This is a genomic window from Providencia sp. PROV_01 (genome assembly GCF_053098325.1).
The window spans coordinates 761,260-783,151 of record NZ_JBRFKD010000002.1 but is presented as its reverse complement, the minus strand read 5'-3'; the positions used below and the strand labels follow the sequence as shown (position 1 = coordinate 783,151).

The 21,892-nt window shown below is 39.6% G+C and carries 14 protein-coding genes; 4 read left to right on the top strand and 10 right to left on the bottom strand.

The features are described from left to right. Positions 1–63: 63 nt before the first annotated feature. Complete coding sequence (lysC, locus tag ACU696_RS04320) at positions 64–1,440, top strand: lysine-sensitive aspartokinase 3 (protein ID WP_004915235.1); 1,377 nt, start codon at positions 64–66, stop codon at positions 1,438–1,440. A 61-nt stretch (positions 1,441–1,501) separates the two neighbouring features. Here lysC and ACU696_RS04315 read toward each other — a convergent pair whose 3' ends face one another. The 3 genes from ACU696_RS04315 to metH form a co-directional block, all read right to left on the bottom strand. Further along, on the bottom strand, positions 1,502–2,977 hold the full coding sequence (locus ACU696_RS04315; RefSeq protein ID WP_109913079.1) for a tetratricopeptide repeat protein: 1,476 nt from the start codon (positions 2,975–2,977) through the stop codon (positions 1,502–1,504). 163 nt (positions 2,978–3,140) lie between these two features. Beyond that, positions 3,141–3,731 carry a hypothetical protein gene (locus tag ACU696_RS04310; RefSeq protein ID WP_181937095.1) on the bottom strand — a complete coding sequence of 197 codons (591 nt, stop codon included), beginning with the start codon at positions 3,729–3,731 and terminating at the stop codon, positions 3,141–3,143. A gap of 69 nt (positions 3,732–3,800) precedes the next feature. After that, the gene (gene metH / locus ACU696_RS04305) at positions 3,801–7,484 is read right to left on the bottom strand and encodes a methionine synthase (RefSeq protein WP_209102608.1); all 3,684 of its coding nucleotides are present in this window, start codon (positions 7,482–7,484) and stop codon (positions 3,801–3,803) included. Between the two features lie 203 nt (positions 7,485–7,687). Here metH and iclR point away from each other — a divergent pair, with 203 nt between their 5' ends. Continuing rightward, positions 7,688–8,518 (top strand): glyoxylate bypass operon transcriptional repressor IclR, encoded by an 831-nt coding sequence (iclR, locus tag ACU696_RS04300; protein WP_004915246.1) that lies wholly within the window; start codon positions 7,688–7,690, stop codon positions 8,516–8,518. Positions 8,519–8,594: 76 nt separating this feature from the next. On the opposite strand, the gene ACU696_RS04295 is transcribed toward iclR, so the two are convergent. The 3 genes from ACU696_RS04295 to ACU696_RS04285 all read right to left on the bottom strand — a co-directional run bounded on the left by ACU696_RS04295 (position 8,595) and on the right by ACU696_RS04285 (position 11,512). Then, positions 8,595–9,482, bottom strand: coding sequence for an N-acetylmuramoyl-L-alanine amidase (locus ACU696_RS04295; RefSeq protein WP_109913082.1), 888 nt, complete (start codon positions 9,480–9,482; stop codon positions 8,595–8,597). Positions 9,483–10,018: 536 nt separating this feature from the next. Then, positions 10,019–10,276: a helix-turn-helix domain-containing protein gene (locus tag ACU696_RS04290; RefSeq protein ID WP_004915254.1), complete on the bottom strand. Its 258-nt coding sequence runs from the start codon at positions 10,274–10,276 to the stop codon at positions 10,019–10,021. Positions 10,277–10,720: 444 nt separating this feature from the next. Continuing rightward, a complete protein-coding gene (locus ACU696_RS04285; RefSeq protein ID WP_109913083.1) occupies positions 10,721–11,512 on the bottom strand; it encodes an N-acetylmuramoyl-L-alanine amidase-like domain-containing protein in 792 nt (263 codons plus the stop codon). A 313-nt stretch (positions 11,513–11,825) separates the two neighbouring features. Here ACU696_RS04285 and edd point away from each other — a divergent pair, with 313 nt between their 5' ends. Further along, positions 11,826–13,676: a phosphogluconate dehydratase gene (gene edd, locus ACU696_RS04280; protein WP_184957495.1), complete on the top strand. Its 1,851-nt coding sequence runs from the start codon at positions 11,826–11,828 to the stop codon at positions 13,674–13,676. A 27-nt stretch (positions 13,677–13,703) separates the two neighbouring features. Continuing rightward, positions 13,704–14,345 (top strand): bifunctional 4-hydroxy-2-oxoglutarate aldolase/2-dehydro-3-deoxy-phosphogluconate aldolase, encoded by a 642-nt coding sequence (locus ACU696_RS04275; protein WP_109913084.1) that lies wholly within the window; start codon positions 13,704–13,706, stop codon positions 14,343–14,345. 67 nt (positions 14,346–14,412) lie between these two features. Here the strand turns inward: ACU696_RS04275 and aceK are convergent, their stop codons facing one another. The 4 genes from aceK to metA form a co-directional block, all read right to left on the bottom strand. Then, positions 14,413–16,146 (bottom strand): bifunctional isocitrate dehydrogenase kinase/phosphatase, encoded by a 1,734-nt coding sequence (gene aceK / locus ACU696_RS04270; protein WP_123382734.1) that lies wholly within the window; start codon positions 16,144–16,146, stop codon positions 14,413–14,415. 127 nt (positions 16,147–16,273) lie between these two features. Continuing rightward, on the bottom strand, positions 16,274–17,581 hold the full coding sequence (gene aceA, locus ACU696_RS04265) for an isocitrate lyase (RefSeq protein ID WP_004915268.1): 1,308 nt from the start codon (positions 17,579–17,581) through the stop codon (positions 16,274–16,276). A 56-nt stretch (positions 17,582–17,637) separates the two neighbouring features. After that, positions 17,638–19,236, bottom strand: coding sequence for a malate synthase A (aceB, locus tag ACU696_RS04260; RefSeq protein WP_110731448.1), 1,599 nt, complete (start codon positions 19,234–19,236; stop codon positions 17,638–17,640). Between the two features lie 364 nt (positions 19,237–19,600). Then, a complete protein-coding gene (gene metA / locus ACU696_RS04255; protein WP_004915271.1) occupies positions 19,601–20,530 on the bottom strand; it encodes a homoserine O-acetyltransferase MetA in 930 nt (309 codons plus the stop codon). Between the last annotated feature and the right edge of the window lie 1,362 nt (positions 20,531–21,892).

Genomic DNA, 21,892 nt, shown 5'->3' with positions numbered 1-21,892 from the left:
ACGCAATCCCATTTACCCGATAAATCTATATAAAGATTAGGTTTAACCAAAGGGATTGACACCATGAATACCGCAGCGCCTTCAACAGACAACCATCAGTATGTTATCGCCAAATTTGGCGGCACCAGCGTCGCTAACTTTGAAGCGATGAACAACAGCGCCAATATCGTTCTTTCCAACCCAAATGTGCGAGTTGTGGTACTTTCAGCTTCTGCTGGCATTACCAATTTATTAATCGAACTGGCTGAAGGCTGCGATGCGGATAAACGCAATGAACTGCTGAAAAAAGTGAAAGATATTCAATATGCAATTATTGATAATCTACAAACAGCTGATGTTATTCGTGAAGAAATCAATCGGTTACTTGATAATATTGCACATTTAGCTGATTCGGCTGCTTTAGCCACTTCCGATGCATTAACGGATGAAATGGTCAGCCATGGCGAATTAATGTCAACCTTACTATTTGTTGAAGTACTACGCCAACGTAATGCTAATTCCCAATGGTTTGATGTACGCAAAGTGATGAGAACGAATGACAGCTTTGGTCGTGCTGAACCAGAGCTAGCTCAGCTAAAAACATTGTCAGAACAACAACTCATGCCGCGCCTTGCCGAATCGGTTGTGATCACCCAAGGGTTTATTGGCCGTGATGAAAAAGGCCGCACGACAACGCTTGGCCGTGGTGGAAGTGACTACACTGCCGCTCTGTTAGCTGAAGTACTTAATTTATCACGTGTCGATATTTGGACTGATGTTCCTGGAATTTACACCACAGACCCTCGCGTCGTACCGAGTGCCCAACGGATTGATGAAATTGCTTTCGATGAAGCCGCTGAAATGGCGACTTTTGGTGCAAAAATTTTGCATCCAGCGACACTCCTTCCTGCAGTACGTGCCGGGATCCCTGTTTTTGTTGGTTCAAGTAAAGCTCCCGAAGCTGGCGGTACCATTGTGTGTGATAAAACCACTAATCCACCACAATTTAGGGCATTAGCACTGCGCCGCAAACAAACGCTACTCACCTTACACAGCCTAAAAATGCTGCATGCGCGAGGCTTCTTAGCGGAAATTTTCACCATTTTACTGCGCCACAATATTTCAGTGGATTTAATTACGACGTCAGAAGTCAGTGTTGCACTAACCTTAGATACAACGGGTTCAACGGGAACTAACGGCAGCTTACTCACCAATGCGCTGATGACAGAGTTATCCGCATTATGTCGTGTCGAAGTAGAAGAGAATTTAGCGCTCGTCGCAATCATTGGTAATGAGCTGTCGCAAGTGAATGGCCTAGGAAGGCAAATTTTTGGCGCACTTGAGTCATTCAATATTCGCATGATCAGCTATGGCGCAAGTAGCCACAATATTTGTTTATTGGTTCCTGGGAATGATGCTGAAGAGATCGTTCGTACCTTGCACAGTAACTTATTTGAATAGTGTCGAAGTTTGATCAAAATACCAAAAGGCGATCATCACGATCGCCTTCTCTATTATAAAATTAATCCCTTCCCGTATTTTTACTGGGTTGCGCAACACTGTTGGTGTATTGCAACATTTTGCCCGTCACACCTTTATTCTGTGTTAAAAGCGCTAAATTTCCTTTTGCTGTTTCATTACCGAGTTCTACTGCTCGCTCAAACCACATTACCGAACGGAAAATATTTTTTTCGCCCCCCTCGCCTCGTGCATACATCACCGCAAGGTTATTTTGTGCATCGCTGTTCTTTTTAAATGCCGCTTTTTCCAGCAATTGCCGAGCTTTCTGTGAGTTTTTCGCTACACCCGTTCCCGTTAAATAAAAGATAGCTAACTGGTTTTGAGCTTCGATGCTATCTTCTTGTGCCAGTTGCAGCCAACTCACAATTTTATTGACATCCACATTTTTCAACTCACCAGACACATACATCTTCGCTAACTTAATTTGAGCTGCATTACCATCACTGTTAGCAAGTGACATATACCATTCAATGGCCTTTTCAGGGTCTTTTTTAACGCCACCTAACCCTTTTTCATAGAATTCAGCCACTTTCATTCCTGCATCTTGGGATTTGTTTTGTGCCGCACGTTCATACCAGATAAAGGCTTCAGCGAGGTCTTTTCCAACGCCATCACCTTGTTCATAGGCTTTCGCAATCGCCAGTTGGGCTGCAATACTATTTTGTTGCGCAGCGCGTTTATACCAGTACATCGCTTGGTAGCTATTCTTTTCTATTGCACTATGGCCTTCTTGATAAAAGTCACCCATATTCACTTGTGCTGTCGCAGAGCCCATATTGGCGGCTTGGCGATATAAGTAAATCGCCATTTCGTCGTCCGGCTCTACACCTTCGCCATTTTCATACATCACCGCTAAATTATTCACAGCGGCAGCAATATTATTTCCCGCACTTCTTTCATACCATTCTCTCGCCTTTTGGTAATCGGTATCACCACCTAGCCCATCATGATAAAACAGTCCCATCGCAAACTGTGCGTTAGCGTGTTCTTGCTCTGCGGCCTCTGTATACCATGCTTTCGCTTGTTTTAAATTTCGCTCTACCCCAATACCATGTTCATATAAGTAACCCATCGCATATTGGCAATAAGCATCACCTTTTTCGGCACCTCGGCGATACCATTGTTCCGCTTGTTGGTACTTTTCCTGATTGTGCAACAACATTCCAAGGTAGTAATCGCCATCTGTATTATCTCGGTCAGCTACCTTTTTAAACCAACGATAAGCCTCTTGCTCATTGGCAGCTAAAAACTCAGTCCCATCCATATAAGCAAGCCCAACATCCACCATTGCTTCTTCATCTCCGGCATTTGCTAGTTGCAATTTTGCTTTGAATTCATCAGGAATTGGCGTACTTTTAGGCTGCGCCTGTAGCGCATTTGGCTTATCTTTCGCAGAAGGTGCTTCAACGGTATTGCCAGCTTGCGCAAGGGAAATACCGCTAACATAGAGAACTAACAGAAAAGAACGTAATTTCATCACCATGACCTATTTATTGGCGTTATCTCATTAACATATCATTCCAATAAATAATTCATAAGGGATGTTAGCTGAAAAAGTAGAATAATAGGAAAATTATTCAGAAAATGGAGGAGACGCCGGCTCTTGCTGAAACTTTTGTCTCCGAAATAAACCCCAGAGCTTAATTAACGCGGTAACCACCATGTTTACTGGCAAATAAATTAAATTTACCCCACTCAATTAACAGAGCTTCCAATGTGCGGTGGCTGATCTTACACAGTTCAGAGATCTGAGAAACAACAAAGTGATTTTCGCTCACCAGTTCTGGTGAAAACACTTCCGCAATCCACTCACACTCTTTCGTGGTCACCAGCCAACCGTCATTGGTCGAAAATTTATGTACGGGTACCATGCCGTCTTTAGGGCTTTCTTGGGATAACAGTTTATTTTCATCAACTTGGGCTTGATGAAAAGCAGCGATTTCTTCCTCTGAAGGGACGGGTTCTACCGCTAAATTCTCTTCTAAAAACAGGTAAATTTCTTCTGCTCTTGCCGGTGTAAGCTCGCTTTTTAACCAGATTTGATTAAAACAGTGCTCATTCAGTGAATCATCGGTATCAAGCTTATCCATGATCTGTAAAACACTCATCATGGCGCTCACCGCGTCTTCACTCATCATAAACGTTTCAGGCGCAGCACTGTTTTGGATCTGATAAGGAAAAACCGCCGAGCGTGGCAGTTCTTCTTCAATAATAAATTCATAGCTCATCATTGGACCCCTCTAATGTATTACCTATAAGATGGTGCCGAATACATGAAAAATCAATGTATTGATCTGGTTTTAATCTTCAGGGTCATAAGCTAAGTTTGGTGCTAACCAACGCTCCAACTCCGTTACCGACATCCCTTTACGTTTTGCGTAGTCCTCAATTTGGTCTTTTTGTAGCTGAGCTACGGCAAAATATTTACTTTCCGGGTGGCTAAAATACCAGCCTGATACCGAAGCGCCTGGCCACATCGCATAGGAACTGGTGAGTTTCATGCCAATTTGCGTTTCTACATCCAATAACTGCCAAATTTTGGCCTTTTCTGTGTGCTCAGGACAAGCCGGATACCCCGGTGCAGGACGGATACCTTGGTAATTTTCACGAATAAGCTCTTCATTACTCAAGTTTTCATCAGCTGCATAGCCCCAATATTGCCTACGGACTTGTTGGTGTAGATATTCAGCAAATGCCTCCGCTAGCCTATCCGCCAGCGCTTTAACCATAATTTTATTATAATCATCATGCTGTTGTTCATATTCATCAGCAAGCGCGTCTTCTTCTAAGCCCCCTGTCACTGCGAAAGCCCCAATATAATCGGCTTTACCGCTGTTTTTTGGCGCGACAAAGTCAGATAAACAATAGTTTGGAAACTCAGTTTTTAAGGTTTGCTGGCGTAAATTCAGCCCCATCACTTGTACATGGCTTCTTGACTCATCGGTATAAATTTCTACATCATCGCCAACTCGGTTTGCAGGGAATAAGCCAAAAATACCTTTTGGCGTTAGTAAACTTTCTTTATCAAGCTTATCTAACATATTATTGGCATCTTTCAATAGCTTACGTGCTTCAGAACCAACCACTTCATCTTCTAAGATCCGCGGGTATTTCCCCGCCAGCGACCAAGTCATAAAAAATGGCGTCCAATCAATATAGTCTCTCAGCGTTGAAATAGATGCTGTGACTTCTTGAATACCCTGGAATTTTGGTACAGGTGGTTGATAGTTTTGCCAGTCAATATTTACCGCATTCGCACGTGCCACATCCAGTGCCACCGGTGGTGTTTTTGGCCTTCTTCGACCATGCTGCTGGCGTACGGTGTCGTATTCACGGCGCGTACGCGCAACAAAATCTGCTTTTTGTGTTGCTGACAATAACGCCGAGACAACCCCCACTGTTCGGGAAGCATTTTGCACGTAAGTTGTTGGCCCACTGTAATTTGGCTCAATTTTCACAGCAGTATGTGCTTTTGATGTCGTCGCCCCACCAATCAGTAATGGTAAGGTAAATCCTTGTCTTTCCATCTCTTTAGCGACATGCACCATTTCATCAAGAGATGGCGTAATCAAACCAGATAACCCAATAATATCGACGTTTTCTTCACGCGCGGTTTTTAGAATAGTTTCACATGGAACCATCACACCTAAATCAATGATTTCATAGTTATTACACTGTAAAACAACGCCAACAATATTTTTACCAATATCATGGACATCGCCTTTTACCGTAGCGAGTAAGATTTTTCCTGCGCTGCTACCTGATTGTTTAAGCTCTTGAATATAAGGCTCTAAATAGGCGACTGCTTGTTTCATTACACGGGCAGATTTAACCACTTGAGGTAAGAACATTTTGCCTTCCCCAAACAGGTCTCCAACCACATTCATACCGTTCATCAAGGGGCCTTCAATCACTTCGATTGGGCTAGAAGCACGTTGGCGAGTTTCTTCAGTATCTTCAATAATAAATTCGGTAATGCCTTTCACTAGTGCATATTCAAGACGCTTTTCAACTTCCCAACTACGCCATTCCGCTTGTTGAACTTGCTGCTCTCCTGCCCCGGCTCCACGGTATTTTTCTGCCAGTTCAAGTAAGCGTTCCGTACTGTCATCACGACGATTTAAAATCACATCTTCAACCGCGTCTTTTAATTCAGAAGGTAAGTCATCATAGATAGCGAGCTGCCCCGCATTAACGATCCCCATATCCATTCCATTACGAATGGCGTAGTACAAGAAAACAGCATGAATCGCTTCGCGTACAGGGTCGTTCCCTCTAAATGAAAAAGAGACGTTGGAAACTCCGCCAGAAATCATCGCATGAGGTAATTGAGCCTTGATATCCTTACAGACCTCAATAAAATCAACTGCATAGTTATTGTGCTCTTCAATTCCTGTGGCTACGGCAAAAATATTTGGGTCAAAAATAATATCTTCAGGAGGGAAGCCCACCTCTTCGGTCAGGATCTGATAAGCACGGCGACAAATTTCAATTTTCCGTTCACGTGTATCTGCTTGGCCAACTTCATCAAATGCCATGACGACCACGGCAGCACCATATTTGCGCAATAGTTTAGCGTGCTCAATAAATGCCTCAACCCCCTCTTTCATTGAGATTGAATTGACGATCCCCTTACCTTGTATGCACTTAAGCCCCGCCTCGATGACCTCCCACTTTGAGGAGTCAATCATAATCGGCACGCGCGCAATATCTGGTTCGCCAGCAATGAGATTCAAGAAACGTACCATCGCCGCATGGGAGTCCAACATCCCTTCATCCATATTGATGTCGATGATTTGTGCGCCATTTTCAACTTGCTGACGAGCCACATCTAAGGCTTCTTGGTAATTTTCTTCTTTAATCAGCCGCTTAAATTTTGCTGAACCTGTCACGTTGGTTCTTTCCCCGACGTTCACAAATAATGATTTTTTGCCAATATTTAGCGGTTCTAAACCAGATAAACGGCATTCAACAGGCAGTGACGGTAATTGGCGTGGAGTGATGCCTTTTACTGCATCTGCCATTTTTTTGATATGTAATGGCGTCGTTCCACAACATCCACCAACAATATTTAAGAACCCTGCGGTTGCCCATTCATGAATTTGTTCGGCCATATTTTGCGCATCAAGGTCATACTCACCAAACGCATTGGGTAGCCCTGCATTGGGGTGCGCACTGACATAACATTCAGCAATTCTTGATAATTCAGCAATATACTGGCGTAACTCATTAGGACCTAATGCGCAATTCAAGCCAAATGATATCGGCTGAGCATGACGCAATGAGTTATAAAATGCTTCTGTTGTTTGCCCTGATAATGTTCGACCTGAGGCATCCGTGATCGTCCCCGAGATCATAATCGGTAAAGAAACGCCCAAAACTTCCAATTCGGTTTCTACCGCAAAGATCGCGGCCTTCGCATTTAATGTATCAAAAATGGTTTCGATCATGATCAGATCGACCCCACCTTTTACTAAAGATCGGGTAGATTCTCGATAAGCTTCAACGAGTTGATCAAAGGTGATATTGCGATAAGCGGGATCATTAACATCCGGAGAAATAGAAGCGGTGCGGTTTGTCGGGCCTAAGACTCCAGCAACATAACGCGGTTGCTCTGGCGTTTTACGTGTCCACTCATCAGCACATTCACGAGCAAGACGTGCAGCAACTTCATTAATTTCAGCGGAAAGAGATTCCATTTTATAATCAGCCATCGCAATGGATGTTGAGTTAAAAGTATTGGTTTCAACAATATCCGCACCAGCTTCAAAGTATTGAGAATGGATATCTCGAATGATATCTGGCTGAGTTAAGACTAATAGGTCATTATTTCCCTTTAAATCACTCGGCCAATCTGCAAATCGCTCTCCGCGAAACTGGGCTTCCGACAACTTATGTTGTTGGATCATTGTTCCCATTGCACCATCTAATACCAATATACGTTTTTTTAATTCTTGTTCTAATTGATTAACTTTTGCGGACACTGCACTGCCCTCCTGAAATGGAACACTGAGAAATAAGTCAAATTTTTACTTTTAACATCCTATCACAACTTCTCTCGTGAAAATTCGCTGTTATGATGAGAGTTTTTCAAGGTTGCACAAGAGCACACTTTTCACTGATCCGATGAGTATTTTCAAGTGAAATAGTTCATAATAGAAGCTAAATGACAGTCAGGAGAGACTTAATGGCAACGGCACCAATTACTAAGAAACTTAAAAAAGCAAAAGGGCCGGCGAGTGGCGCAGCTGCAGCAGGACAAGTTCAATCATTAAGTCGTGGATTAACACTGTTGGAATATATTTCCGAATCAACAGGGGGAATCGCCCTCACTGACCTTGCGATGCAAGCTGGCTTACCCAACTCAACAACACACCGCCTATTAATGACGTTGGAACAGCATGGATTTGTTCGGCAAACTGGCGATTTAGGCCTATGGGTTATTGCTTCCCATGCTTTTATCATTGGTAGTAGCTTCTTAGAGAGTCGTAATTTGTTAGCTCTCGTTCACCCGATACTGCGCCGCTTAATGGATGAATCTGGGGAAACCGTCAATTTAGCTATCCTAGACCATACAGAGTACGATGCCGTCATTGTTGACCAAGTACAATGCAATGCGCTAATGAGAATGTCAGCACCAATCGGTGGAAAACTGCCATTACACGCTTCGGGTGCAGGCAAAGCGTTCATTGCTAATTTAACAGAAGACAAACTGGTTCCACTTTTAAGCCGTAAAGGTTTACATGCTTATACGCCTTATACACTAACTAACCCATCCGCCTTAAAAGAGAATTTACAACAGGCTAAAAAGCAAGGTTTTTCTTATGATGATGAAGAGCATGCTTTAGGGTTACGTTGTATTGGAGCTTGTATTTATGATGAGCACAAAGAAGCGTTTGCAGCTATTTCTATTTCAGGCCCATTATCACGTATCACTGATGACCGTATTACTGAATTAGGCGCTATGGTTATCAAGGCCGCAAAAGAAATAAGCCATGAATATGGTGCAAACCGCTAACTCAATAGTAAAGAGTGAAATACAAAGCAACCTGTATTTCACTTTAGCTTAATCTCACAAAGTTTTTTACTGCCCTCTAATCACCTTGTTGGTTTGTTGATACATTAGGCAACTGCGAGGTCTTTTCAAATAACTTAAATTTTTGCATATCACGGTACTTTTCAATAAGTGCCAACGCGATAGCCTCTGTTTCAGCATCCGCTTGTCCTTCAATATCTCTCGGCCGGAAATGCAGTTGGAAAGCACGTAATGTTTCTTTCGTCTGTGAATCTAACTGACCTGATAGAGGAATTGTTGAATAGCCGTAAAAATGAAGGGCTTTTTGAATGCGTAACACGTTTGCAGGCTCATTGGCATTACGCCCCGCCAGAAATTTAGCCACGGTTTTAGGATCTGGCCAAGCCCCTATACCATGTTGAGCAAGACGCTGCCATGGAAATGCCTTGCCTGGATCTTGCTTACGCAGTGGTGCGATATCACTGTGACCAATAATATTTTCTGGAGGAATGTTATAACGCTGCATAATATCTTGGAGGAGAGGGATCAACGCAACAATTTGTGCTTCATTATAAGGAGCCCAATATCGTTTTCCTTTTACATCTTTTTGTAATCCAGCATTGACGATTTCAATCCCAATAGAAGTATCATTCAAACCATTATGGTGTAACCAATAACTTTCACCTGCATGCCATGATTTTAACGACTCAGGAACGAGTTGTAATACAACAGGCCGGCCATTTTTAGTTTCAGGTACACTTGGAATGAGATAGTGAGAACTCACTTGACCTTGTGTTAGTGTGGCTATAGAACGCACATCATCAGAAACGGTGTAGTGAATAATGACATATTGAATACGTTGACTACTATTTTTTGATGGATAACGGTTATCGAGATAGTACCCCTTGTTCGAGGCTGAACAGCCTAATAGTAAAAAGGCAAATAATATCCCTATATATTTGAACATCGAACCATAACCTTACTCTATTGTTGATTAAGCTTTATTTAAGCATTCTGTAGTCATCAATACTATCAACTTTCATACATTAACGACAAAACGATGCTTATTATTCATAAGAATATAGTCAAAACGGTGAAATAACTGTTCAAATACATAGTGTTAACACCTTCTTAGTTCATATTAGAAACAAAAAGTTTTCATTATTCTGTAGAAAGTTCCTCTTGCATTAAAAAGTAGGAGATATCACAAAAACAGAAGCAAGTACTAGAAAAATTATCATTATGAGTTCCAACAAATTCATCGACCATTAAAATAAAGATAAATTGATTATTTTTATTTCTAGAAGCTGATTTTAAATTATTTTCAATTTTAAGTAGTTATCATAAAAATGATTTTCCATCGACTATGCTAAATTAATCGTTTAGTTCTCTGTAACGTATAAGTTATAAAATATTTTCTTATACTAGCGATTTCTAAAAAGAATAAGGTAATTCATAAAATTTTATAAAGAGAAATAAAAAATAACCTTACTTAAATTACTGCTAGCTCATTTTTTCATACTCAACCTGCTTAGCAATTATTTTAGTAACTTCATTAATATCAATATCTAAAAAAATGACAATTTCAATTAGTTTATCTAAGCTCAATTTATTAATACCTAATTCATACCGTGATACCTGCTGTTGACTCAAATGAATAATTGAGCCTAACTCATTTCCTGACAATCCCTTACTCACTCTAGCCTTACGTAAATGATTACCTAATAATGCATAAACATTTTTCTTTTTAGCTATATGCATAACCATCTCCTAAATTTAAATAAGAAAAATAATTTAGCTAGTATTATTCATTATAAAATTAACCATAACTATTTAAAATAGTTACGAGTAATCAAAAAGCACAAGATTGATAGGCAAACATCATTTTTATATACAAAAGAAAAAGAACTAAGTAATATTTATAAAGTAATCCATTGCTTTATAACAGTTTTTTCATTTTTTTAATAAAATTATATTCCTATATGTTTATTTTTACCAAATCGATAATTTAATATATTTTTACATTTTAAATGTTATTAGTAATAATTAGTAACTAATAAAAATAATTATATGTTTTTTATTATTAAATAATTTCCACTTTATATGTTAAATTTATACATACATAAAAACTGGATTTACTCATTTTTTATATCAAAAAAATAGATTAATAATTTATTTTATTATTAATAAATTCAAAAAATCAGGCTAATAATCTGATTTAGGTCTAAAAATAACAATCCCAGCCTTCCCTTTTAAATAAATATTCAGTTCAATATCAATGACCTGAAAATTTCTACGCAATGAGGACGCATTTCTAAATATTGTTTTCTTCCCTTTACGTATTACAACCCCAACATGGCTCACATCTAACCCATTATTTCCTGAATAAATACCAATGTAATCCCCCGTTTTTAATCTTAATAATAAATCATCATCCACATACTTAGCTGGAATATAGTTAATTGACCTATTCTTGATGGGTAATCCCGATATATATCTCTGATCATGATATTTTAAATTAAGTTGTTTATTTACCTTAACAGCATGTGAACTTATTTCACTGGTAATATCTGCCACAATAGCTTCAGGTTCTTGCGCCCAATCAGAAAAAAAATGCCGACGATGTTTAAAGGTGATATTTTGGTTGATATACCTAATATTGGTTAAATTTAACACAAACTGTTCATAGTTTTTCGAACGCTTAAAAGCCTCGATGTACTCTATGAATGTCATACAGTCCATCTCTTTCAAATTAATCACTAATTCTTCGGCTAAGAGTGGGCTCATATTCAATGTTTGTTTATTGTAAGGTGTGGCTAAAAAGTATTGAGTCAATGCATCAATTTTTTCTGCCTGTGAGGCATTGTGTAATTGCATTTCAGTTTGCTTATTAAAAACTTCAGTTAAAATGTTATATGACCCGGAAGCTAAAACAACCTCAGCCTTAACAAAATTTGCCAACAACAATATAAATGCAGCTGTAGCTAGCCTTAACATTCTGCCACTCTTCTCATTAATACAGCCTAACCTTCGACAATTATCTAATTGAATTTTGATGATAAAATAACCAAAAAAGCCACTATAGCATGCTTATTTGCCTATTTCCTACCCTATCCATACCATATTACAAATTTGATTCAGATCACAGATAGCTTCGAATATTCATTTTCTATATTGCAACGCCTTCGCTTTCATTGAACAATGTTACCGGTAACATTGATGCTATAGTACTAGAGTAAATAACGATAGGCACAACCCAAATTGACTTGCAGTTTGATTCATCTTTTTACTGCACTATGGAGCAATTATCATGAGCGTGACCACCTCTAAAGAGACAAATCCTTCGGTGATCAATAAAGAACTTGATCGCATCACTCAACGTATCATCTCTCGTTCAGTGAAGACTCGAGCTGCTTACCTCAAAAAAATAGAGCAGGCTCGTAGTATGACCGTCCATCGAGCATCACTCGCTTGTGGTAACCTTGCCCATGGCTTTGCAGCATGCCAAAGTGAAGAAAAACAAATTCTTAAAAGCATGACTCGCTCTGATATTGCTATCATCAACTCCTACAATGATATGCTTTCAGCGCATCGCCCCTATGACAAGTACCCAGAACAACTCAAAAAAGCATTATTAGAAGCAGGCTCAATTGGCCAAGTCGCTGCAGGTGTTCCCGCAATGTGCGATGGTGTAACACAAGGTCAAGATGGGATGGAGCTATCGATGCTAAGTCGAGATGTCATTGCAATGTCAACCGCCATTGGCCTATCCCATAATATGTTTGATGGCGCACTCTATTTAGGTATTTGCGACAAAATTGTTCCAGGTTTAATGCTTGGCGCACTTTCATTTGGCCACCTTCCTGCGATATTTGTCCCAGCAGGCCCAATGGCAACAGGCTTACCAAATAAAGAAAAGGTTCGCATTCGCCAGCTGTATGCTGAAGGCAAAGTTGATAGACTCGCCTTATTAGAAGCGGAAGCTGCGTCTTATCATGGTATCGGCACTTGTACTTTTTATGGTACTGCCAACTCAAATCAAATGATGATGGAAGTGATGGGATTACATCTCCCCGGCGCATCATTTGTACCACCTGATTCTCCACTACGAGATGCATTAACAGAAGCTGCCGCACGACAAATTACGCGTTTAACTGAACAATCAGGTCAGTACTTACCTATCGGTCAACTGGTTAACGAAAAAGTGATTGTCAACGGCATCGTCGCATTACTTGCAACAGGCGGCTCAACTAACTTGACCATGCATCTTGTGGCTATAGCTAGAGCTGCTGGGATCATTATCAATTGGGATGATTTCTCCGATATTTCTGCCATTGTTCCACTTATTTGCCGTATCTATCCTAATGGCCAAGCGGATATAAACCAATTCCAAGCCGCAGGTGGCGTCGCTTTGCTCATCCACCAGCTATTGCAAAAAGGTTTATTGCATAATGATGTTCATACCGTCTCAGGATTTGGGCTGGCACGTTATACTATGGAACCATGGCTAAATAATGGTCAACTAGAATGGCGAGAAGGCCCTAAAACCTCATTCAATCCTGAAGTTATTGCTGAAATAGACCGCCCTTTCTCACCTCATGGCGGTACAAAATTACTCTCAGGGAATTTAGGACGCGCTGTGATGAAAACATCAGCAGTTCCTGAAGAAAATCAAATCATTGAAGCTCCAGCAGTCGTATTTAATAACCAAAATGAGATCGCAGCGCACTTTGAAGCTGGCGAACTCAATAAAGATTGTATCATCGTTGTCCGCTTCCAAGGACCATCTGCAAATGGTATGCCTGAGCTTCACAAGCTAATGCCACCTCTTGGTGTCCTTATGGATAAAGGCTACAAGGTCGCGCTAGTCACTGATGGTCGCTTATCCGGTGCATCCGGCAAAGTACCATCCGCAATTCATGTCACACCTGAAGCTTACAATGGCGGATTGTTAGCAAAAGTAAAAAATGGCGATATTATTAGGGTAAATGCATTGACTGGGGAATTACAATTACTGGTTGATGAAGAAGAACTCAATAAGCGCCAACCCTTTGAAGCTGATTTAACTGCTGAACATAGTGGGTGTGGAAGGGAACTTTTCGGTGCGTTAAGAAGACACTTATCAGGTGCCGAAGAAGGCGCTTGTAGCATTGATTTTTAATCTATTTTCATTGAATAGGAATAGAAAATGAATAATTGGAAAATAACCGCTGAAAGCGTATTAAAACAAGGCCCTGTCGTCCCTGTTATTGTTATAAAAAAATTAGAACAAGCGGTTCCTCTTGCAAAAGCACTAGTCAAAGGTGGCATTAAAGTTTTAGAAGTCACTTTACGTACTGAATGTGCTATTGATGCTATTCGCCTCATTGCCAAAGAAGTACCTGAGGCGATTATTGGCGCGGGTACTGTTATCAATGCAAAACAACTCGCTGAAGTCACTGAAGCGGGAGCACAATTTGCAATTAGCCCCGGCTTGACGGATGAATTACTCAATGCCGCTACCAAAGGAAATATTCCTTTAATCCCTGGTATTTCAACTGTTTCTGAGCTTATGCTTGGTATGCAATATGGCTTAAAAGAGTTTAAATTTTTCCCAGCGGAAGCCAACGGTGGCGTTAAGGCGCTAAAAGCTATTGCCGGCCCTTTCTCACAAGTCAAATTTTGCCCAACGGGTGGAATATCACTCGCTAATTACCTTAGTTATTTAGAGCTAGATAGTGTTCTGTGCATTGGCGGCTCTTGGTTAGTTCCTGAAGAGGCTTTGAATTCAGGTAATTACGAAAAAATCACCCAACTTGCACAAGAGGCTGTACAAGGCGCAAAAAAATAACGACACGAAAAACGACTCAGTCCCTTGCTGGGTCGTTTTTAACTGCCTTTAATGAATACTATTATAATTATGCAACCTTATTGAGATTATGACAAAAACGTAATTCTTCACGGTAGGCATAAACATCTTCTACGTGCCCCGCTAAAATCCTATTTTGTAACTTTTGCCAATAATCTGCTGAAAATAAATCTGCGTGATATTGTTGCAAGTAATGACGAATTTTCTCATTTTGGCAAATAAAAGAAGCAAACTCTTCGGGGAAAACATCTTGCTCCCCAATGCTATACCATGGCTCACCAGATAACTCTTGCTCAGGGTATAATGGCTCCGGAATTTTACGAAAATTCACTTCAGTCATATAACAGATTTCATCATAATCGTAAAAAACAACACGCCCATGCCGCGTTACCCCAAAGTTTTTAAATAACATATCTCCAGGAAAAATATTTGCAGCCGCTAATTGCTTAATCGCCCAGCCATATTCATTTAATGCATTATGCAATTGTGTATCAGAGGCATTATCCATATAAATATTCAATGGGATCATCTTTCTTTCCATATACAGATGACGAATCAATATGTTATCACCTAAATCTTCAATTTGAGATGGAGCCTCTTTCAATAACTCCGCCATTAATTCATCACTGATGGAGGATTTACTAATCACAAAATTTTCAAATTCTTGGGTATCCGCCATACGGCCAACTCTATCGTGCTCTTTAACCAAACGATAGCATTCTAAGACCCGTTCTCGTGTTACCTGTTTTTGTGGTGCAAATCGGTCCTTAATAATTTTAAAAACCCGATCGAAAGAAGGCGATGTAAAAACCAGCATCACCATTCCTTTCACACCTGGTGCAACCGTAAATTGCTCTCGTGAAAAATTAATATAGGCGAGATACTCTCTGTAATACTCTGTTTTTCCATGCTTTTGACAGCCAATTGCCATATATAATTCGGCAATTGACTTACTGGGTAAGATCTCCCTCAACCAAAAAACCAGTGCTGCAGGAAAAGGAGCATACACCATAAAATAGGAACGAGCGAAACCAAACACAATACTGGCTTCATCAAACTCGGTTAAACACGTATCAATATAAATGTGCTGACAATCATCATGATGAATAGGAAGTAAGAATGGATAGACCTCATCATTAATATAAATTTTACCAATCAGCCAAGCTGCCTTATTACGATAAAATAGCTCATTTGCGATATGAAAGCTGACTTTCTGGCTTTCAATATCGGAAAATTTTGTTTTTAATACATTGATAATACAATGAATATCTAAATTTAAATTCCGCCATTTTAACCTTAGCGGTAACCCACTTAATATAGTAAACAATAACTCATCTAAATTATTATTAACAAAGTATTCGCGAGCTAGAGGCCTAGGAGCAATAGAAAAGCGTCTCGCAGGCTGAGACGTAAAAATAAATAGGTTATCTTGTGTCAGCTCCCGATGCCGAAATAACCGACAGTAAACAGAATTAAAAAAGCTTTCCGCTATTTCAAACCTTGGGTAATCCGGTAATAAGGTTTTATAAATATTTTTTATCTGTGCCAGTTTATCTGGTGTTAAAGATTGAACTAACCCCATAAACTGTAGCTGAGCGACAACTAAGCCAACATGGTGGTCATACAGTTGAATTCGTCTTTTCATCGCATGCTGAATTGCATGCCAATCTGCTTGTTCAAACCGTTCTTGTGCACCTGAGGTTATTTCAAGAAAACGACCATATTGTGCATCAAACCCTTGTAAAATGGTCTGCGCTATTATCTGTTCTGTCGTCAATATCATAACCACTCCTATTAGAATACAGACTCATTTTGAATAAAAAACAGGCACTAAACGTGCCTGAAAAATTAACAGATATAGCTAACCAACAAAGACACCAGAAACACCGATCAAAAGGAAAATAATCTAACTAGAATTGCTCTTCTTCAGTCGACCCAGTTAAAGCCGTCACTGATGAAGCACCACCTTGAATAACGGTTGTTACTTTATCAAAATAACCTGTTCCCACCTCTTGTTGATGCGAAGAGAAGGTGTAGCCCTTATTCATTGCGGCAAATTCACATTCTTGAACTTTTTCAACATAATGCTTCATGCCTTCACCTTGTGCATAGGAGTGGGCTAAATCAAACATGTTGAACCACATACTGTGAATACCTGCTAGCGTAATAAATTGGAAGCGATAGCCCATTGCTGAAAGTTCATCTTGGAAACGCGCGATCGTGCTGTCATCTAAATTCTTTTTCCAATTAAATGATGGAGAGCAGTTATAAGCTAATAATTTACCAGGAAATTTAGCATGAATAGCCTCAGCGAACTGCCTTGCTGCTTCAAGGTCAGGTTTTGACGTTTCACACCAAACAAGATCTGCATATGGTGCATACGCTAGCCCGCGGCTAATCGCTTGCTCAATTCCTGCTTTGGTACGGAAAAAACCTTCAGAGGTGCGTTCTCCAGTAACAAAAGCCGCATCATAAGCATCGCAGTCTGATGTTAGAAGATCGGCTGCATCGGCATCTGTTCTAGCAACCAAAATAGTTGGTACACCTGAAACATCCGCCGCTAAACGAGCAGCAACCAGCTTCTGAATCGCTTCTTGAGTAGGTACAAGGACTTTCCCACCCATATGACCACACTTCTTAACCGCGGCTAATTGATCTTCAAAATGGACAGCCGCAGCCCCTGCCTCTATCATATTTTTCATAAGTTCGAAGGCATTTAATACGCCACCAAACCCAGCTTCCGCATCCGCGATAATAGGTAAAAAATAATCAATATACTCTTTGTTGTCAGGGCCAATACCATTCGCCCACTGAATTTGGTCTGCACGACGGAAAGTATTATTAATTTTCTTAACGACCGATGGTACTGAATCAACAGGGTAAAGTGATTGGTCTGGATACATACTTGATGAAGTATTTGCATCCGCGGCTACCTGCCAACCTGACAAATAAATAGCTTCAATACCGGCTTTCGCTTGTTGTAACGCTTGCCCACCGGTTAAAGCTCCCAGTGCATTTACATAACCTTTCTTTGAACCACCATGTAATTGCTCCCAAAAGCGTTCTGCACCTTTGCGTGCTAAAGAGTGTTCGATATTCACAGAACCACGTAATTTCACTACTTCTTCCGCAGTATATGGGCGAGTAATACCTTTCCAACGTGGTTTTTTCCATTCACTTTCTAATTGGGCAATTTGTTCTAAGCGCGATGTAGTCATGATCCACTTCCTTTATAAGAATATGTAGGGTTTATCGAATTTTCTATTTACTATGCTTAATCTAATAATTGGTATCCGGGGATAGTTAGGAATTCTATCAGCTCATCCTGCGTTGTTATGCGCCTCATTAATTCCGCAGCCTCACGAAAGCGGCCGCTTTGAAAGCGCTTATCACCAAGTTCTTTTTGGATAACCTGTAACTCTTCATCCAGCATTTCTTCAAATAATGCCTTAGTGACTTTTTCACCGGTAGACAATGTTTTACCGTGGCGGATCCATTGCCAAATTGAAGTACGTGAAATTTCTGCTGTCGCAGCATCTTCCATCAAACCATAGATAGGTACACAGCCATTCCCTGAAATCCATGATTCAATATATTGCACTGCAACACGAATATTAGCCCGCATCCCCACCTCGGTTCGTTCGCCCTCACAAGGCTCTAATAGCTGGTCAGCCGTAATTTCTTCATCGAAATCACGAGATACATGTAGCTGGTTTTGGTGCCGACCAAGTGCTTGATCAAACACATTCATAACGGTATCCGCTAAGCCCGGATGTGCAACCCAAGAGCCATCGTGCCCATTTTTCGCTTCTAATTCTTTGTCCGCTTTTACTTTCGCTAAAATAGTTTCATTTTCTTGAGGATCTTTGCTCGGTATAAAAGCAGACATTCCTCCCATCGCAAATGCGCCACGGCGATGGCACGTTTTAATTAATAAGCGCGAATAAGCACTTAAAAATGATTGTGTCATTGTGACAACTTGGCGGTCAGGCAATACTCGGTCTGCATGCTCTTTCAGTGTTTTGATATAACTGAATATGTAGTCCCAGCGCCCACAATTCAGCCCCACGATGTGGTGACGCATGTGATACAAGATTTCATCCATTTGGAACACTGCGGGTAATGTTTCAATCAGCACGGTGGCTTTAATCGTTCCCCGAGGTATACCCACTAGATCCTCTGCCATACTAAAGACATCGCTCCACCATTTAGCTTCTTGCCAAGACTCAAGTTTTGGGATGTAAAAATAAGGGCCACTTCCTTTTTCTAATAACGCTTGGTAGTTATTAAAAAAGTAAATAGCGAAATCAAATAGCCCACCAGGAATCGGTTTATTTCCTGATAAAACGTGTTTTTCATCTAAATGAAGACCACGAACACGCGCAATCAAAACAGCAGGGTTTGATTTTAATTGGTAGACTTTTCCATTTTCATTGGTATAAGAAATGTCGCCGCGAACTGCATCCCTTAAATTGACTTGTCCATCGATCAATTTTTCCCATGAAGGTGAGAGGGAATCTTCAAAATCTGCCATAAATACTTTTACATTGGCATTCAAAGCATTAATAACCATTTTACGTTCAACCGGCCCCGTAATTTCGACACGGCGATCTTGTAAATCCTCAGGAATACCTTGTATTTTCCAATCTGATTTTTTTATGGAATCAAATTCCGAAATAAAATCAGGTAAAGAACCTGCATCTATCTTTTGCTGTCTGAGCACTCTATCTTTTAATAGTTTTTCTCTATGAGGAAGAAACTCTTCAACCAATCTAGAAAGAAATGCAATAGAATCAGTATGTAATACTTGATTATCAAGCTGTTTAATATTCTTTGTGAATGTTAATTCCGATATAGATAATTGCTGCTCCATCGACCAAACCCTCATTCATCGTTGATTATGAATTAAGCATAAGATCAAAATAGAAATAAATCAAAAACGATTTCCATTTTATTTAAATGCAACTTCATTATATTGATAAATATGAGTTTTTAATAAAATTAAAAATTGATTACCCATTCCTTTAACTAGATTAAAATGTTAAATAGTCGTTAAATCAACTAATTATAGAAAACTGCATTTTTAAAATTTTTCTTTGGAAACAAAAAAAGCAGCTAAAAATAGCTGCTTTCAGACTAACTGTGGCTCAACTTTTTACTATATAAGCTTGATTTAAACTGGTAGAACCAGTAAAAAAACTTATTTTATTGCAATTCTTAAATTTATATTTCTTTTTTTAATCTAACGTTGGTTCCATATTCGTAAGATCAAAAGGTGTGATCTGGTACACATAATAATTCAACCAATTTGAGAACAACAAGTGCCCATGACTACGCCAACTCACGATCGGGGGGTTGTTGGGATCATCATTTTTGAAATAATTGCATGGGATCTGAGGAGAAATACCAGCATCTAGATCACGCCAATATTCTTGTGCAAGAGTATCTCCATCATATTCAGGATGGCCTGTCACAAATGCTAAGCGTTTGTCTTTTGACCCAAACAAATAAGCACCAGCCTCCTGTGAACTTGCTAAAATCTCTAGGTCAGTATGCTGTCGGATAAGATCTTCAGGAAAATCAGCGTATCGAGAGTGAGGCGCATAAAATGAGCCATCAAACCCCCTAGTTAATAAAGCGTACGGCTCTAACGTATCATGCTGATAAATACCTGATAATTTTTCTTCTCTTGTCCATTTTGGTAAGTCATACAATACCTTTAAAGCCGCTTGTACAGCCCAACACACAAAAAGGGTTGATGTCACATGTTGCTTCGCCCAAGCTATCACCTTTTCTATTTGCTGCCAGTATAATACGTCATTAAACTCAACTAGGCCTAACGGAGCTCCCGTTACAATTAACCCATCAAAATTTTGATCCTGTATCTCTTCAAAATCACAATAAAAAGTATCCAAGTGCTTTGTTGGAGTATTTTTTGATTCTCGTTGATCAATTCGTAATAGTTGAATATCAACCTGTAATGGTGTGTTTGACAATAAACGGAGAAACTGATTTTCAGTTTCTATTTTTTTTGGCATCAAATTGAGTATTAATACTTTCAAGGGACGGATCTCCTGATGACTTGCTCTTGTTGTTGTCATAACAAAAACATTTTCTTCTCTCAAGAAATTAACTGCCGGTAATTCATCTGGTAAACGAATAGGCATCATTCATCCCCTTTTATCTGTTTATACGTTTAGACTTCTAGAATGCTAAATAATCTAACCAATGTTTTTCATCTTGTCGAGCGTTTCAAGGTTAAATGAAATAATTTCAAGCACTGTAACTTATAGCTTATTTCTAATGATTATATACAACCATTAATCTTTTTATTTTCAATATATTGTATTAGTGACTACTATTTTTATTTACCATAAGCTATTTAAATTTTTCGATAAATTATATCTAAGATACCGTTATTTGATTAGCCTATCAGGTTAGCTTCTATACCACCGACCAAGTTATGGTGATGATTTAATTTCCATTACAAATATGAAATCGGAGTTGTTACTCACTACTTTTGCTCAAGCAATCCAATTCATCGTGGCAATAGGAAAACATCAAAATCATCATATCCATTTGATTTAATTTAAAAATCCCCGCCACATCAACAATATGTGAGCTGTTACTCACTACTTTGTATCTCTAATTAGCATTCACCCTCTAAATACATTGAAGATACAATTTAATTTTTCCCAACTACAACTACACTTCTTATTTCTCCATCGCTTTATATCTAGGTTTTTTATCACCCCATACTCCTTTTCTAACCAAATAGAGGTGAGCTGTTACTCACTACTTTGCCTCAATTAATTCCATTCATTTCGGTGATAAGTAAATCACTAACCCACGATATCCATGGGTTTTACTAAAACTCCGCTCCCCACCAAACAACTTGTGAGCTGTTACTCACTACTTTGTATCGTGGTGGTTATATTCATGATTAATGGCCCTGCGAATAGGGATGAAATTGAAGCAAGTTAAGAGAGTCGAAAAGAAATCTCATCGGTTCATGAAGTAAGAAAGGGAATTGAGCCTAAAAGAATTAGGAGATTGAGAAGTTGGCCACCCACCAAATAACTTGTGAGCTGTTACTTACTACTTTGTATCCCTCAATCACATGCCTCCCCTGAATGCTAATGGTGCAACGCCTTGATTTAATTCTCCCCTCTTAACTCCCCATCCCCTTTTGTAGCCCAAATAGAAGTGAGCTGTTACTCACTACTTTGCATCGTGAGCTACCATTAGCGATAGTTATATTCATGACTAATGGCTCTGCGAAGAGGAATAAAATCAAATAAATTAAGCGAGTCGTTAAAAGAAGAAAGAAGAAAGAAGAAAGAAGTTAGGAAGTTAGGAAGTTAGGAAGTTAGGAAGTTAGGAAGTTAGGACATTAAGGGGCTTCAACGCTAACATCAACAATTAGCGGTATCGTTTCTTTTTATGAAAGAAATCAGTTATAAATCGAATTCAGGCAAGGCATAACATGGCGACGTTTACGCTAGGTAAACGAGCTAGGTTATAACGAC

What these genes read in the sequence shown, in the direction of transcription:
- lysC (WP_004915235.1), top strand. Translation starts at nt 64, where the DNA reads ATGAATACCGCAGCGCCTTCAACAGACAACCATCAGTATGTTATCGCC.
- ACU696_RS04315 (WP_109913079.1), bottom strand. Translation starts at nt 2,977, where the DNA reads ATGAAATTACGTTCTTTTCTGTTAGTTCTCTATGTTAGCGGTATTTCC.
- ACU696_RS04310 (WP_181937095.1), bottom strand. Translation starts at nt 3,731, where the DNA reads ATGATGAGCTATGAATTTATTATTGAAGAAGAACTGCCACGCTCGGCG.
- iclR (WP_004915246.1), top strand. Translation starts at nt 7,688, where the DNA reads ATGGCAACGGCACCAATTACTAAGAAACTTAAAAAAGCAAAAGGGCCG.
- ACU696_RS04295 (WP_109913082.1), bottom strand. Translation starts at nt 9,482, where the DNA reads ATGTTCAAATATATAGGGATATTATTTGCCTTTTTACTATTAGGCTGT.
- ACU696_RS04290 (WP_004915254.1), bottom strand. Translation starts at nt 10,276, where the DNA reads ATGCATATAGCTAAAAAGAAAAATGTTTATGCATTATTAGGTAATCAT.
- ACU696_RS04285 (WP_109913083.1), bottom strand. Translation starts at nt 11,512, where the DNA reads ATGTTAAGGCTAGCTACAGCTGCATTTATATTGTTGTTGGCAAATTTT.
- edd (WP_184957495.1), top strand. Translation starts at nt 11,826, where the DNA reads ATGAGCGTGACCACCTCTAAAGAGACAAATCCTTCGGTGATCAATAAA.
- ACU696_RS04275 (WP_109913084.1), top strand. Translation starts at nt 13,704, where the DNA reads ATGAATAATTGGAAAATAACCGCTGAAAGCGTATTAAAACAAGGCCCT.
- aceK (WP_123382734.1), bottom strand. Translation starts at nt 16,146, where the DNA reads ATGATATTGACGACAGAACAGATAATAGCGCAGACCATTTTACAAGGG.
- aceA (WP_004915268.1), bottom strand. Translation starts at nt 17,581, where the DNA reads ATGACTACATCGCGCTTAGAACAAATTGCCCAATTAGAAAGTGAATGG.
- aceB (WP_110731448.1), bottom strand. Translation starts at nt 19,236, where the DNA reads ATGGAGCAGCAATTATCTATATCGGAATTAACATTCACAAAGAATATT.
- metA (WP_004915271.1), bottom strand. Translation starts at nt 20,530, where the DNA reads ATGCCTATTCGTTTACCAGATGAATTACCGGCAGTTAATTTCTTGAGA.